At 67.1% G+C, this 15,066-nt stretch carries 12 protein-coding genes and 1 tRNA gene; 7 read left to right on the top strand and 6 right to left on the bottom strand.

Annotated elements, in window-relative coordinates:
* The first annotated feature begins 59 nt into the window (after positions 1 to 59).
* The 3 genes from GPA22_RS01320 to GPA22_RS01330 all read left to right on the top strand — a co-directional run bounded on the left by GPA22_RS01320 (position 60) and on the right by GPA22_RS01330 (position 1,649).
* Complete coding sequence (locus GPA22_RS01320; protein ID WP_169254278.1) at positions 60 to 836, top strand: ferredoxin--NADP reductase; 777 nt, start codon at positions 60 to 62, stop codon at positions 834 to 836.
* A gap of 115 nt (positions 837 to 951) precedes the next feature.
* Positions 952 to 1,380 (top strand): hypothetical protein, encoded by a 429-nt coding sequence (locus tag GPA22_RS01325; RefSeq protein ID WP_169254279.1) that lies wholly within the window; start codon positions 952 to 954, stop codon positions 1,378 to 1,380.
* Positions 1,381 to 1,403: 23 nt separating this feature from the next.
* Positions 1,404 to 1,649, top strand: coding sequence for a biotin/lipoyl-containing protein (locus GPA22_RS01330; RefSeq protein WP_246263979.1), 246 nt, complete (start codon positions 1,404 to 1,406; stop codon positions 1,647 to 1,649).
* Positions 1,650 to 1,664: 15 nt separating this feature from the next.
* On the opposite strand, the gene GPA22_RS01335 is transcribed toward GPA22_RS01330, so the two are convergent.
* Positions 1,665 to 3,611: a CHASE domain-containing protein gene (locus GPA22_RS01335; protein WP_169254281.1), complete on the bottom strand. Its 1,947-nt coding sequence runs from the start codon at positions 3,609 to 3,611 to the stop codon at positions 1,665 to 1,667.
* 192 nt (positions 3,612 to 3,803) lie between these two features.
* On the opposite strand from GPA22_RS01335, the gene ettA reads away from it, so the two are divergent.
* Positions 3,804 to 5,468, top strand: a complete 1,665-nt coding sequence (gene ettA / locus GPA22_RS01340; RefSeq protein ID WP_169254282.1) for an energy-dependent translational throttle protein EttA — start codon at positions 3,804 to 3,806, stop codon at positions 5,466 to 5,468.
* A 107-nt stretch (positions 5,469 to 5,575) separates the two neighbouring features.
* Entirely contained in the window at positions 5,576 to 6,556 is a 981-nt protein-coding gene (locus tag GPA22_RS01345) for an MBL fold metallo-hydrolase (RefSeq protein ID WP_169254283.1), read from the top strand.
* A gap of 52 nt (positions 6,557 to 6,608) precedes the next feature.
* Here the strand turns inward: GPA22_RS01345 and GPA22_RS01350 are convergent, their stop codons facing one another.
* The 5 genes from GPA22_RS01350 to GPA22_RS01370 all read right to left on the bottom strand — a co-directional run bounded on the left by GPA22_RS01350 (position 6,609) and on the right by GPA22_RS01370 (position 12,352).
* Positions 6,609 to 7,904 (bottom strand): cation:proton antiporter, encoded by a 1,296-nt coding sequence (locus GPA22_RS01350; protein ID WP_169254284.1) that lies wholly within the window; start codon positions 7,902 to 7,904, stop codon positions 6,609 to 6,611.
* Between the two features lie 39 nt (positions 7,905 to 7,943).
* Positions 7,944 to 8,028: transfer RNA gene (locus GPA22_RS01355), tRNA-Leu, on the bottom strand.
* Positions 8,029 to 8,088: 60 nt separating this feature from the next.
* Entirely contained in the window at positions 8,089 to 9,171 is a 1,083-nt protein-coding gene (locus GPA22_RS01360; RefSeq protein WP_169254285.1) for a lipocalin-like domain-containing protein, read from the bottom strand.
* Positions 9,171 to 11,678: an FtsX-like permease family protein gene (locus tag GPA22_RS01365; protein WP_169254286.1), complete on the bottom strand. Its 2,508-nt coding sequence runs from the start codon at positions 11,676 to 11,678 to the stop codon at positions 9,171 to 9,173. The genes GPA22_RS01360 and GPA22_RS01365 overlap by 1 nt, the downstream gene beginning before the upstream one ends.
* On the bottom strand, positions 11,675 to 12,352 hold the full coding sequence (locus tag GPA22_RS01370; RefSeq protein ID WP_169254287.1) for an ABC transporter ATP-binding protein: 678 nt from the start codon (positions 12,350 to 12,352) through the stop codon (positions 11,675 to 11,677). Before GPA22_RS01370 ends, GPA22_RS01365 begins: the two co-directional genes overlap by 4 nt.
* Before the next feature lie 410 nt (positions 12,353 to 12,762).
* On the opposite strand from GPA22_RS01370, the gene GPA22_RS01375 reads away from it, so the two are divergent.
* Positions 12,763 to 13,680 (top strand): ABC transporter substrate-binding protein, encoded by a 918-nt coding sequence (locus tag GPA22_RS01375; protein WP_169254288.1) that lies wholly within the window; start codon positions 12,763 to 12,765, stop codon positions 13,678 to 13,680.
* Positions 13,677 to 15,038, top strand: a complete 1,362-nt coding sequence (locus GPA22_RS01380; RefSeq protein ID WP_169254289.1) for a sensor domain-containing diguanylate cyclase — start codon at positions 13,677 to 13,679, stop codon at positions 15,036 to 15,038. The genes GPA22_RS01375 and GPA22_RS01380 overlap by 4 nt, the downstream gene beginning before the upstream one ends.
* The last annotated feature ends 28 nt before the right edge of the window (positions 15,039 to 15,066 follow it).

The raw sequence follows: 15,066 nt of genomic DNA on the forward strand, positions 1-15,066 counted from the left end.
CTCATCAGCTTAAAGCAACTCACTACAATCGGCTCATCCGATAATGGAGCAAAGAGCGAATGAGCAACCTGGCGACCGAGCGCGTCCTGAGCGTGCACCACTGGAACGAGTCCCTGTTCAGTTTCCGTACCACCCGCGACCGCGCGCTGCGGTTCACGAACGGCCAGTTCGTGATGATCGGGCTGGAAGTCGATGGCCGCCCGCTCACGCGCGCATACAGCATCGCGAGCCCGAACCACGAGGAACATCTGGAGTTCTTCAGCATCAAGGTGCCCAACGGCCCCCTGACTTCGCGCCTCCAGCACCTCAAGGAAGGCGACCCGATCGTCGTGAGCAAGAAGCCCACCGGCACCCTGGTATTGCACGACCTCAAGCCGGGCAAGAACCTCTACCTGCTCTCGACCGGCACGGGGCTGGCGCCGTTCATGAGCGTGATCCAGGATCCGGAAACCTACGAGCGCTTCGAGCGCGTCGTGCTGATCCACGGCGTGCGCACCGTGTCGGAACTGGCGTATCACAAGTTCATCACCGAGGAACTGCCCCAGCATGAGTTCTTCGGCGAGTTCGTGCGCGAAAAGCTCATCTACTATCCGACCGTCACGCGCGAGCCCTTCGTCAACCAGGGCCGGCTCACGGACCTGATCAACAGCGGCAAGCTGTTCCGCGACATCGGCCTGCCCGAGCTCGACCCCGAGGTCGACCGCGCGATGATCTGCGGCAGCCCGGCGATGCTCCAGGACTGCTGCGACCTGCTCGATTCGCGCGGTTTCCAGATTTCGGCACATATCGGCCACCCCGGCGACTACGTGATCGAACGCGCATTCGTCGAAAAGTGAGCCGGCGTCCGGCGGCAACGCCGGACGGCTGCAATTGCCCGGTACACAACTGCGGGTGCGGCACCGTCCCGGCAGGAGTACACTGCGTGTAACTCGCAGCAAGCCGGATAGAAGCATGGAATTCCCCCGCAGGATGGTGGCACTCCCTTGGCATGCCACCGCACGCTTGTCCCTCCCCCTGTTCGCGGCGCTGGTGGCACTGGCGCCCGAGGTGGCGCAGTCCGCACCGCCCCCCGGACACCCTTCGCCAGGCGCTGCAATGCAGCTCATCCGCCCGGGCGCCGAACATTCCTCGGCGCAACGCCGAACCGGCGTGGCGCTGGATTCGATCGACGCCAACGAGTACACCTACATCGAGGTGGACGAGGCCGGCAAGAGTTACTGGATCGCGACTGCCCGGATGAAGATCATGCGCGGCGACATGGTGCAGTTCGAAGACGGCGTAACGATGGACCAGTTCTACAGCAAGCTGCTCAAACGGACCTTTCAGTCAGTGATGTTCGTCGATAACGTATCCACCACACCGGCCGGCAAACAGCCATGACGGGCCGGGTGGTCGAAATCCGCATGCCGAAGTTTCCGGAATGCTGGGACACCTGCGGGAACTGCCGGACCGAGGACGTCTTCGTGCAGAGCGTGCTGGTGCGGTCGGGGGAGTCGATCGGCTTCGACGAACCGCTGATCGTGCTGGAAACGGGGAAGACCGCGATGGACATCCCCTCGCCGCACAAAGGGACCATTGTCGAGGTCAAGATCGATGAAGGCGATCTGATCGACGAGGGTGACCTGATCGCCCTCGTGGAAATCGGGTAGCACGCTCACCCCTCCTCAACGGGCACGACACGCACGGTTGCGTCCGGCGAGCTTCGCGCAATACATGGCCTCGTCGGCCCGACCCATCAGTTCGTCCTCGTCCTTGCCATCTTCGGGATAGAGCGCGATGCCGATGCTCGACGAGATGCAGACCTCGCGCCCCTGGAGCACGAACGGCCGTTCGATGGCCGCACGGATCTTTTCCGCGACCGTCTCGGCGTCCTTTTCCGAGCCGATCTCCGGCAGCAACACGACGAATTCGTCCCCGCCCCGCCGTCCGAGGGTATCGGACGAGCGGATCGAGCCCTGCATGCGCCGGACCGCCTCGCACAGCAGGAGGTCGCCGGCGTGGTGTCCCCAGTCGTCGTTCACCCGCTTGAAATGGTCCAGGTCGACGAACAGGAGCGCGAATTGGTGTCCCGCGCGGCGGGCCTGGGCGAGCGAGTAGGCGAGGAGTTCGCCGAACATCAGGCGATTGACGGCTCCGGTCAGGATGTCGTGCGTCGCCATGTGCGCGATCCGCTGCTCGGCTTCCTTGCGCTCGCTGATGTCCGACAGGAGCGCGATCACGCCCTTCATCCGGCCCCATCCGTCATTGAGCGGTGCGAGGGAGGCCAGGACGGTCAACTGGCTGCCATCGTCACGCGTCAGCCTGACTTCGTAGCGCTTGCTCTCCCCCTTGCCGAGATGGGCCAGTATCCGTTCGCGGCTCTCTCCGCCGCCCTCGCTCCATAACTCGTCGAGCGCCCGCCCGAGCAGCTTCGCCTCGTCGAGGCCGACGAGCTGGACGAATCCCGGATTGACGAAAGTCAGCCTGAAATCCGCATCGGTGGCGGCAATGCCGTCGTGGGCCAGGTTCACGAGGGCACTGTACTTCGCCTCGCTGCGGCGCAGGAACTCGCTCGTCCGTGCCAGCTGCGTGGCCCGCTCGCGTGTGATCGAGAAAAACAGGGCCGTGACGACCAGCAGGATGCCAACCAGCACGACCGAGACGAATTCCGCCTGCCTGACGTCGGGGTCGGCCTCGAACGCCGGCAGGGCTTCGAGGCGAACGATCCATTCGACCCCGCCGAGGATCGCGCTCCCGGTGCTGACCAGTCCGGTACCGGTCGTCGTCACTCCCGGATGGCTGTCGTACAGGAGGGATTCGGGCGATTCGACGCGGTCGAACACCTGCATCCGGACCTGGTCAGGGTGTAGCTCCAGCACGTGTTCCATCAGCCGGGCCATGCGGAAAGGCATATACACCCATCCTCTGAGCGCGATCCAGCGCTCGACCTCGGTCGCGGTCGGCATTCCGTCGCCGAACACAGGCATGTAAAGCAGCACCCCCGCCTGCACATCCGTTTCGGTCTCCTGCACCAGGGTGGTCTTGCCGGTCAGGGCGGCGTCGCCGGAATGCACGGCCCGATCCATTGCCTCGCGCCTGACGGGTTCGGAGTACATGTCGAAGCCGACGGCGCGCGCATTGCGCCAGTCCGCCGGCTCGAGAACGACGATGCTGCTCACGAACGGGCGCGGCCCTTCCGGCCAGACCCGATATTCTTCGTTGCCGAGTGCGCGCATCGCGCGGGTGTGCGCCTCGAGTTGTCCGGGAAGTATCCACAGGGTGAACCCGATGCCCTGCACGCCCGGATAGTCTTCCTGGAACGTCAGACGCTGCAGGTAGGTTCGCCACGCCGCAAGGTCGACCTCGTCACCGGAACGCAGAAATGCCTGGCCTCCCCGCAGCAGCATGCGGTAGGCGCGAAACCGCTCGTCCACCGTCAGGACCACTTCGGCAGTGTGGCTCGCGAGATGTGCGAACGCCTGCTCGTGATGGCGCTTGGCGAGGTGATTCCACACGACAACCGCCGCACCGATCGCGCATGCAAGCGCAAAGACGATCAATGCGACGCCACCCGGCGAGCAGCGGCGGCGCACCGGCCCGGTATCGGCAACCCTGTCGTCGGCAACGTGCATGCGGCGGTTCCCCGAGGGCGGGCGGTGGAATCGATTGCCCTGGACGCCTTAGATGTAACAAACAATAACAACGGAGTCCACGGGGAGCACGGGATTCTTTCTCACTCCCGCAACAGCGCAAGCACTCACGGGCTTGAGGTATCCTTTCCGCACTTCATCATATACGTTCCTCCGAAACGAAAAAGCGACGCAATGGCCCAATATGTAATGAGTATGCTCCGCGTGAGCAAAGTCGTGCCGCCCAAGCGGCAGATCATCAAGGATATTTCCCTGTCCTTCTTCCCCGGCGCGAAGATCGGCTTGCTGGGCCTGAACGGTTCCGGAAAATCCACGGTGCTGCGCATCATGGCCAACGCCGACAAGGAATACGAAGGCGAGGTGCAGCATCTGGCCGGCATCCGCATCGGCTACCTGCCGCAGGAACCGCAGCTCGACCCCGCGAAGACCGTCAAGGAAGAGGTCGAGTCGGGTCTGGGCGAGATCGTGGAAGCCCGCAGCAGGCTGGAGGAGATCTACGCGGCGTACGCCGAACCCGACGCCGACTTCGACAAGCTCGCCGAAGAGCAGGCGAAATACGAGAACATCCTGGCGGCCGCGGGCTCCGACATCGAAACCCAGATGGAGATCGCTGCCGATGCGTTGCGCCTGCCCGCCTGGGACGCCGCGGTTGGCAACCTGTCCGGCGGCGAGAAGCGCCGCGTCGCGCTGTGCAAGCTGCTACTGTCGAAACCCGACATGCTGCTGCTGGACGAGCCGACGAACCACCTCGACGCGGAATCGGTCGAGTGGCTGGAGCAGTTCCTGACGCGCTTCCCCGGCACGGTGGTCGCCGTGACCCATGACCGCTACTTCCTCGACAACGCCGCCGAGTGGATCCTCGAACTCGACCGCGGCCACGGCATTCCGTGGAAGGGCAACTATTCCTCGTGGCTGGAGCAGAAGGAGGAGCGCCTCGAGCAGGAACAGAAGCAGATCGACGCCCACATGAAGGCGATGAAGACCGAGCTGGAATGGGCGCGCTCGAACCCGAAGGCCCGCCAGGCGAAGTCCAAGGCCCGCCTTGCGCGCTACGAAGAGATGACGACCGTCGAATACCAGAAGCGCAACGAGACGCAGGAGATCTTCATTCCGCCCGGCGAGCGGCTCGGCGACAAGGTCATCGAGTTCAACGGCGTGTCGAAGGCCTTCGGCGACAAGCTGCTGATGGACAACGTGAACTTCAACATCCCGGCGGGTGCCATCGTCGGCGTGATCGGCCCCAACGGTGCCGGCAAATCGACCCTGTTCAAGATGATCGAGGGGCGCGACAAGCCGGACTCGGGCGAAATCACGATCGGTTCGACGGTGAAGATCGCGGCCGTCGACCAGTCGCGCGAAGGTCTGGCGAACGACAAGACCGTGTTCGAAGCGATCTCGGACGGCGCCGATGTGCTGACGGTCGGCCGCTTCGAGATGCCCAGCCGCGCCTACATCGGCCGCTTCAACTTCAAGGGCGGCGACCAGCAGAAGATCGTCGGCAACCTGTCCGGCGGCGAGCGCGGCCGCCTGCACCTCGCGAAGACGCTGATCTCGGGCGGCAACGTGCTGCTGCTCGACGAACCGTCGAACGATCTCGACGTCGAGACGCTGCGTGCGCTCGAAGACGCGCTGCTCGAATTCGCCGGCTGCGCGCTGATCATCAGCCACGACCGCTGGTTCCTCGACCGCATCTGCACGCACATCCTCGCGGCGGAAGGCGACTCGCAGTGGACCTTCTTCGCGGGCAACTACCAGGAATACGAGGAAGACAAGCGCAAGCGGCTGGGCGAGGAAGGCGCCAAACCGAAGCGCATCCGCTACAAGCCGATCAGCCGCTGACGCACCGACCGCCGGGCGGCACGACTGCTGCCGCCCGCCTCGCGATGGCAACGTTTTGGGCTATCCTTCATGACGTGATCATCGCCCCAATCGACAGGAGAATATGAATGTACAAGAGCCTCCAGCGAATCCTCGCAGTGAGCGCCGCGCTGTTCGCGCTTGCGCCGGCCGCCCCGGCGCTGGCCGAGGCCCCGATGGCGAAGACGCAGGTCCCGGGCTTCTACCGGACCATGGTCGGCCAGTTCGAGGTCACCGCGCTGTATGACGGTGCGATCGAACTGGACACCAAGCTGCTCAAGAATGCCGATCCGGAAGACCTCAACCGCCTGCTCGCCCGCATGTTCGTCGGCAATCCGAAGATGCAGACGGCGGTCAATGCCTACCTGATCAACACGGGGGGGAACCTGATCCTGGTTGACGCTGGCGCGGCCAAGCTCTTCGGGCCCGGTCTCGGCTTCGTCATCGACAACCTGAAGGCGGCCGGCTACGACCCCGCGCAGGTCGATACGATCATCCTGACCCACATGCACCCGGACCACATCGGCGGCCTCGGCGACCCTGCGGCCCCGCCGGCCTTCCCCAACGCCAACGTCTATGTGTCGGTGCTCGACAACGATTTCTGGCTGTCGCAGCAGGCCGCTGCCGCGGCCAAGCCGGAGATGCAGAATTTCTTCAAGATGGCGCGCGAGATTGCTGCGCCCTACCAGACGCGCGGCAAGTGGCGCACGTTCGCCGACGGCACCGAGATTGCCGGCGGCATTCGCGCGGCCAAGGCCTATGGGCACACGCCGGGCCACAGTGCGATCTCGGTCGAATCCGCGGGGCAGAAACTGCTGATCTGGGGTGACGTCGTGCACTCCCACGCGGTCCAGTTCCCGCTGCCGGGCGTTTCGATCGAATTCGACTTCGACCAGGCCCAGGCCGTCGCGACGCGGCGCAGCCTGATGTACTCGCTCGCGGCGAGCAAGACGCTCGTCGCCGGCATGCATCTGCCCTTCCCCGGCATCGGCCACGTGCGTGCGGACGGCAAGGGCGTCTACGCCTGGGTCCCGATCGAATACGCGCCGCTGCCCAAGCCCGCACATTGAGAAGCCGGGGCGCTCCACTGGCGATACGGGCAAGCGCCGGCGGAACGCCCCCTCAACGCCCGGACCAGAATCGGTCCATCAGGGGCTTCACGCTGATGCCGTGGCACAGAATCGAGAGCGTGACGACGATCAGCGTCATGTGGATCAGCTCCAGCGCGAGCTTTTCCGGCAGGCCATGCTGGATCGCGTACATCAGGTAGTACAGCGAGCCGATCCCGCGCACGCCGAACCAGCCGGCAAGGGCGCGGGCGTTCCACGGCGCGCGCGTGCCCGCCAAGCCGATGAAGACACTGGCCGGCCGCGCCACGGCGAAAAGGAAGAAGGCGAGCGACACCGCGCGCCAGCTCCATGAATCGACGAACAGTGTTCCGCCGATCAGCAGGATGAGGACCACTTCGGAGAGGCGCTCGAGGTGCTCCTTGAAAACGAGCGAGCCCTCGCTGACCGACGCCGCGGTCATGTGCCCCGCATACCCCGCCTCCCCCACGGCGTTGCCATTGGCCTGCAGGCGCTCGGGTTCATCCGGGCTGGCGCCCGCGAGTCGGCGCTCGGTCTGTCGCAGCGCCACGGCCGCGAAGAACACGGCAAGGAAGCCCCAGGCGCTGATCACGAGGCTGATGCCGTAGACGACCGCAATCAGCCCCAGGCCCAGGAAATCGTCCATCAGGCCGTGCTCGGTCCGATGGTTGCGCAGCCTGTGCCCGACCTGGGCAAGACCAGCCCCCGCCACCACACCGAGCGCAATGCCGGCCAGGGTGGCCCACACCACATCCACGAGGATCCAGCGCGCGCCGAACTGGCCGAGTTCGTGCAGCCCCAGCAGCCCCAGCCCCAGCATCACGAACGGGAAGGCGCTGCCGTCATTCATGCCCGCTTCGCAGGTCAGCGTGAAGCGCAGGCGGTCGCGGTCGCGCGGGTGCCGGATCTGGACGTCCGTGGCGAGCACCGGGTCGGTCGGCGCAACGATCGCACCGAGCAGCACCGCAGCCCCGAGCGGGAGCCCCAGGGCATAGTGGCCGAACGCGGCGACCAGCCCGACCGTGACGGCCATCGACACGAAGGCGAGGAGGATGGGCGTGCGCCAGCGCGGCAGGCTCACCGGCACGGGCATCTTGACGCCAGCCGCATACAGCGAGATGAGCGCCGCCGCCTCGGTCAGCACCTCGAGCAGGGCCGACTGCTTGAGCGGATTGAAATGGAAGAGGTGCAGCACGGTCGGCCCGACCAGCATGCCGACGGCGAGGTAGATGATCGCGCTCGTGACGGGCAGGCGCTTGAGGATGGACGAGGTCAGCCCCATGGCCAGCAACAGGCCGCCGACCAACAGGAACCACTGTGCGTTAGTCATCAAGAATCCGTGATTGCAGGGACCGCGATTGCGCCCTGATGGTGCCCAAGAAGGGACTCGAACCCCCACGCCTCGCGGCGCCAGAACCTAAATCTGGTGCGTCTACCAATTCCGCCACTTGGGCCCCGCAATGCCCGCACTGCGGGCTGCCGCCATTGCAGCGGCGCGCGCATTATACACGGCCTCACATCCGCAGGCGTTCGGCGTATCCGGTCATTTCGAGATAGCCGCGGCCGATTTCGCGCCCCGCCTCAAACAGCCGCACGGCCCCTTCCCAATAGACGGCGCCGGTGGAGCGGCGGCTGTCCAGCTCCTGGTCGTCCATCAGGGGACGCAGCTGCAGCCGGCGACCGTCGATGTCGATAGCCCATTCGACCGCATATTCGGCCCCTGTCCGCGGCGAACGCCAGCGCCGCAGGGGCGTGAATGCCACCTGGTCGGCCCGCAGGGCGCGGGTTTCGCCCTGCGCGGTACGCAGCGTGCCGGCCGCCCACATCGCTCCGCCCTGCTCGTCGCGCATGCGGAAGGCCATCAGCGAGCCGCCGTCGTCGAGATTGATGCCGATCCAGTCCCAGCCGCGTGCGCCCTGGGGCATCAGTTCGCTGGACCACTCGTGGTCCAGCCACGCCCGCCCGGTGACCGGCACCGTGGCACCGTCGACCCGCAGGGAGCCGGCGACCGCAAGCTGGGGCCGGCTGTAGTAGTAGCTGGCGTGTTTCGGGTCGCCGGCCTTCTGGCTGAAACCGCCTTCGCCATTGAGGACGGGCGCCGCGGCGGGGTCGAAGCGCAGGTCGAACGCGAAATCGTCGGCCTCCACGCGGCTGCGGTAATGATCCCCGCTCCATTCGAGCCGCCAGTCGCGTGCCCAGACCTGCGTCCGGCCCGTGGAGGCGCCCGCGAGGGGGTCGAGCGCGCGTTCGCTGCGTTCGGCATGCCGCAGGCGGCCCACGGACGGATCGGCCAGTGCAGCATGGGCGAGCACGAGCTGGCGCGGGGCGAACCGGCTCGGGTTGTCTTCCGCGATGCCGGGACGGACGCGGAAGAAGGTGACCTGGAAGCCGCGCTCGACGCCCTGCCCGTCGGTGAGCCAGCCCGTCACGTACCACCATTCCGTGCGGAATTGCGGATGCGCGCCGCCATCGTCGGGAAAGTGCAGGACCTTGCCCGGCAGCACGGGCGGATAGCCGACCTCGGCCGTCGCGGCAGGCACCGCAAGCGCCACGTACAGGCCGAACAGCAGGGCATGCCAGGCCCACCGCAACGCCATCACCAGTCCTCCCGCACGGCGAGTACGGCCGAATCGCGCATCGCCTGATACCCGGACACGCGCGCAGCGAACGCGGCGAGCGCGATCACGATGAGGGCAAACGCGAGCAGGGCAACGCCCGGAAGGTGCAGATCCATGCTCCAGTGGAAGCTCTGACGATTCACGACTTCGATCAGCACGAGGGCCACGGCGGTTCCCGCGACAAGGCCGAGGGCGGTTCCGGCCACGGCCGTCAGCAATCCCTCGAGGGTGATCAGCCGCCCGATTTCCCGCCGTGTCAGCCCCAGGTGACGCAGCACGCCGAATTCCTTGCGCCGCGCAATCGCGAGCGCCGCGAAACTGGTGCTTACGCCGAACAATCCGATGAGCACGGCCACCGCTTCCATCACGTAGGTGACGAGGAAGGTGCGATCGAAGATCGCGAGGCTCAGCGCGCGAATCTCACCCGGTGTGGCGATCCTCGCCGTACTTTCGCCAAGCAGTCTGCGCACGGCGGCGGCAAGCTCGTTGAAGGATGCACCCTCGGCGAGGAAGACGGCGACATCGTTGGCGACGAGGTCGCCGGTCGCGGCACGATAGTCATCGAGCTCGATCGCGACGGCACCCTGCTGCCGCGCGTAATCGCGCCAGACCCCCGCGACGCGGAAGGCAACCGGCTTGCCGGCGAGCGGCAGGACGAGGCGTTCGCCGGGCCTGACCGCGAAAAGGTCTACCACGGCTTCCGACACCCATGCGGGTTTCTCGTCGGTGGGCACCTGCGCCGTCGCGCCCACCAACGGGAGACGGCTTCCGCCGTCCAGCGGGCGCGCGATCAGGGTGACCGGCAGGTGGCGGTCGTCCAGGCGCAGCGTGTCGAAGCGCACGGGCATGGTTCGTGACACCCCCGGCAGCGCAGCGATCCGCTGCAGGGTTTCGGGTGCAAAGAACCCGCTCGTTCCCTGCGACGCGGCGCTGACATAGAGGTCCGCCGGCAGCACGGCAGTCAGCCAGCGGTCGACCGAATCGCGGAAGGAGGCGACCATGATGGCCATCGCGACCGCGAGCGCGACACTCGCGACGACGCCGGCTCCGGCGACGACGGCCTGCCCCGGCGCCGCCGCGAGACGCGCACGCGCGAGCTGCCACAGGACTGTGCGCGATCCGGCCCAGCGGTGTGCGGCGGCGCGCACGAGCATGGGCAGGACCAGCACGGCGCCGACGAGGATCAGCGCCACGGCAAGATATCCGAAGACCGGTATGCTGCCGACGGGGGGCAGCAGGCACAGCACGAAGGCCAGTCCGAGACAGCCTGCGGCGATTCGCGGGCGGGCGCGGAAACGGAACATGTGCGCCTCGTCGCCGGACTTGAGCGCACGCGCAGGCAGCATGCGCTGCGCGTCGCGTGCCGGCAGCCATGCGCCCGCCAGCCCGGCGGCGACGCCCAGCAGCAGGTAGGCGCCGCTCGCCTGCGGATCGAAGCGCAGCGCGGGCGCCACTCCGCGGAAGTAGCCCGCGCCAAGGTCGCCTCCGACGACGTCGAACGCGAGAGCGGCAACCCCGTGTCCGACCGCGATCCCGAGCAGGCCGCCCGCCAGCCCGACCACCGCGCCTTCGACGAGCAGGCCGCGCATCAGCGCCCGGCGGTCGAGTCCCAGCGCACGCAGGAAGGCGAGTTCCTGCCGGCGGCGCGCGACCGACAGGAACTGTGTGGAGAAGACCAGGAACCCGCCGGTGACGAGCGCGATCGCCGCGAGCATCGTGAGATTCACGCGATAGGCACGCGACAGGCCCGCCGACTGGTCTTCCGTCGCCTGCGGCGTGAGCACTTCGACGCCGGCCGGCAATCCGGCGGCCAGCGCGCGACGGGCGGCCTCGATGTCGATGCCGGACTTCAGCCGCAGGTCGATGCGCGTGATGCGGCCCAGCCGGCCGAAGAGCGCCTGGGCGGCCGCGATGTCCATCACCGCGAGCGCGCGCCCCTGCCCGGCACCGGGCACCGACCCGGCGATGCGCAACGATGCGACCTGCGCGCCGGCCTGCACGTCCAGCCGGCCCCCCGGGGCGACGCCCAGTTCCGCCTGCGCTGCCGGGCTCGCGAACAGTACGTCGGGCCGCAGCACCGTCAGGTCACGCTCGTCCCGTTGCGCTTCGGCCACCAGCGGCATCAGGGCCGGGTTCACATGCGCGACCCGCAGCGCGTCGATGCCGAAGATCCGCAGCGAACGGTCGCGTCCCGGCAGACGGACGTCGAGTTCGAGGACGGGGCTGGCATCGGCGACCTCGTCGCGGATCGCGAGCCGGCCATACTCGGCATCGTCGAATCCCTCGCGCGGTCCGATCACCTGGAGATCCGCTTCGCCCGCCAGCAGGTGCATGCCGCGGCCGAATTCGTCGAGTGCCGCGCTGTGGATGATCTGCACCGCGAGCCCGAGGGCGACACCGAGCGCAATCGCGAACAGCGACAGCGCCGTTGCGAGGCGCCGGCGTGCGAGGCTCGCGAGGAAGATGCGGCGCAGTACCGCACTCACGTGCGCGCCGCCTCCGGGTGCAGGCCGCCGGCGGACAGGCGCAGGACGCGATCGGCCCGGGATGCCGCGGTGCGCGAGTGCGTGACGAGGATGCCCATCGCACCGTCGCGGCGAATGCCCTCCAGGAGCAGATCGAGCACGCCCGCCGCGCGGTCGGGATCGAGATTGCCCGTCGGCTCGTCGGCGAGCACCAGCGCGGGCCGATGCACCAAGGCGCGCGCGATCGCGACACGCTGCAATTCGCCGCCGGAAAGCTCGCGCGGCCAGCCCGCGGCGCGATCGGCGAGCCCCACCCGCTCCAGCATCGCCCGCGCGCGGCGATCGGCCTCGATGCCATGCTCGTCGAGCAGCCACATCGGAAGCGCAACGTTCTGCAAGACGCTGAGATGCGGAAGGATGTGAAAGGCCTGGAACACGAATCCGTAGCTGCGCCGGCGCAGCCGGGCGAAGGCGTCATCGTCGAGTCCGACGAGTTCCGTGCCGTCCAGCCGGATGCTTCCGCCATCGGCCGGCTCCAGGCCCGCCATGCAGTTGAGCAGCGTGGACTTGCCGACCCCGGATTCGCCCATGATCGCGACGCACTCACCGCGCCGCAGCTGCAGCGACACCCCCTCGAACAACGGGCGGGCAGCTTCGGTGCCGAACCGTTTCTTCAAGCCGTCGATCTCGAACATTCCGATCACATCCTCATGTCGCGAATCGCGGGGTCCGGGACGAGCAGTCCGGGAGCGCCAGCGCCGTTGCAAAACTGCAACGCGGAACACCCCGAATCCGCCACGTCCTTCCCGCCGCGAGTGCGTGAAATTCCCCACCGGTAAAGGATGACATGAAGCTCCACGATAAATTCATGCCGCTTATGATGGGCAAATCCGGGATTGACTCGATCCGACTTAGATGGAAAGCTGACTCATTTCACAAGGTATATACCCGCGCGCAATGAGGATGACGACCAGCCTGGCCGGAATGCTCCCGCGCACAGCCTCCGCGACGAGGACAGGCACACCGACCCGAAGCGAATCCTCTTGCAAGCATACGCCCCGGATCCCATTTTTTTGCACGACCATCGTCGCATGCCGCACGTGACATGCTGAACCAGTCGTTGCGCCTCCTTTTCGCTCTGGCGATATTCGCGCTGCTGGCGCGGCCGGCGTTCGCGCTCGAAGCGGCAGTGGTGCTTTCCAAGCGCAGCCCGGTGCAGGAGGCATTTTCCGAGGCCCTTTTCCGCGCAGTGTCATCCTCGCCATCCGTGCGCCTGAGCAACGCGGGGAGCACGGAAGAATCCATCGACGAAGCGGCCCTGAAGCGCGCCGACCTCGTGATTGCGGTCGGTGCGGAGGCCGCCGACGCCATCGCGGGGCGCAGTACGGCGCCCATACTGGTCGCGCTGATCTCGACCCCAAACCTGCGCACGCTCCAGTCCCGGTATCCGCGTGCCAGGTTGGGCGGGATCGTGCTCGACCAGCCGCTCGCCCGGCACATGCGCCTGATCCGTGCGACCAATCCGAAGACCACACGAGTGGGTGTACTGCTCGGTCCGCAGTCGGCGCCGATGCGCGGTGCGCTCGCCGAAGCGGGAAGCCGCCAGGGCCTGAACATGAGCTTCGAGGCCATCGAGGACACCGACGGGTTGCTGCCCGCGCTCGAACGCCTGCTCGAAACCTCGGACGCGATCCTCGCGGTGCCCGATCCGGTCGCATACAGTTCCAGCACGGCACGCCCCATCCTGCTGACCACCTATCGCTATCGCAAGCCGCTGTTCGGCTATTCGCAGGCCTACGTGACGGCCGGCGCGATCGCATCGGTCTATACCGCCCCCGAAGACGCTGCGCGCCAGGTGGCAGAATGGCTGGCCTCGCACCCGACCCCGGCGCACGTCGAGCTGCCGGTGGCGCCGAAGTATTTCAGTGTCGGGGTCAACCGCCACGTTGCGCGCTCGCTCCTGTACCCGGTTCCCGATGAGACGGCCCTCGCCGATGCGATCGAGAAAAGGAGGCCGCATTGAAGCCGAGCCGCCTCTCCCTGCATGACCGGCTGCTGCTCGTCGCACTGCTGCCGGCGGCGCTGCTCGCCACGCTCGTGACGGCGCTGGTCCTCTATCGCGGTGCCCAGACCGTGGACCGCGCAGTTCACGATCACGGCACGGCCATCGTCAGCTTTCTCGCCCCGGCGGCCGAATACGGCGTGATCTCCGGCAATCGTGCCACGCTTCAATCCCTGCTGCAGGCCGCGATGGCGCAACGCGAAGTGATCGCCGCAGGGGTCTACAACGACCAGGGGGAGCTGCTCGCGAGCAAGGGACGCATCGGCGTGCTGGACCCCGAGGTTCTGCGCGCGGCCGACGGCACGGCCACGCACACGGCCCCCGACATCCTCACCGTCATCGCGCCGATCGAATCGGCCGGCATCAACATCGACGACGAATATCTCGACGGCTGGCAGACGCGCGGCGTCGCACGCATGCGGACGATCGGCTGGGTCCACGTGGAGCTCGACACCCGTCCGTCGTCGCGCGAGAAATCCCTGATCGTATGGACTTCCTTCGCGATCGTCGCCCTCGGCCTGCTGCTCACGGCCGTGATCGCGGTAAGGCTGGCGCGGTCGGTATCGCGCCCCGTCGCGGGCCTGGTCCGCGGCGTCAAGCAGATGGCCGCGGGCGCGCTCGACGTCGAAATTTCCGAGCAGGCGACGAGCCAGGAGCTGTCCGCGCTGGAGCGCGGCTTCAACACGATGGCGCGCGCGATCTCGGAGAACCATCGCACGCTGCAGTCGCGCATCGACGACGCCACGGCGCTGCTCGCTTACCAGGCGCAACACGACCCCCTAACGGGCCTGCAGAACCGCCGCGTATTCGAGCAGAAACTGGAGGAGTGCGTCATCGCGTCGCGCCGCGCAGGCGACCATGGGGCGCTGTGCTTCATCGACCTCGACCGCTTCAAGATCGTGAACGACACCTGCGGCCATGCCGCCGGCGACGACCTGCTGATGCGCATCGCGCTGCTGATCCAGCAGCGGGTGCGCGAACAGGACATCATCTGCCGCATCGGCGGCGACGAGTTCGCGCTGATCCTGCGCGGCTGCAGCCCGGAGGACGCGCTCAACATCGCCAATGAACTGCGGGAGAGCATCTCCTCCTTCCGCTTCGACTGGCAGGGCCACACCTTCTCGGTCGGCGCCAGCATCGGCATGGCCTGCATCGACGGCACGCACACCGATCCGTCGGACATCCTGATCGCGGCCGACGCCGCCTGTTACGACGCGAAGCGAAACGGCCGAAACTGCGTCATACAGTACCCGGCACAGGGTTGCGCACCCGACGCCGCCCCGGACGTGGCCACGTCAGGCGGCGAGAACACGGCCTGACTGCTCCGTCGGGCCGTTTCGCATGCGG

It is taken from the genome of Aromatoleum toluvorans, assembly GCF_012910905.1.
GTDB lineage: Bacteria > Pseudomonadota > Gammaproteobacteria > Burkholderiales > Rhodocyclaceae > Aromatoleum > Aromatoleum toluvorans.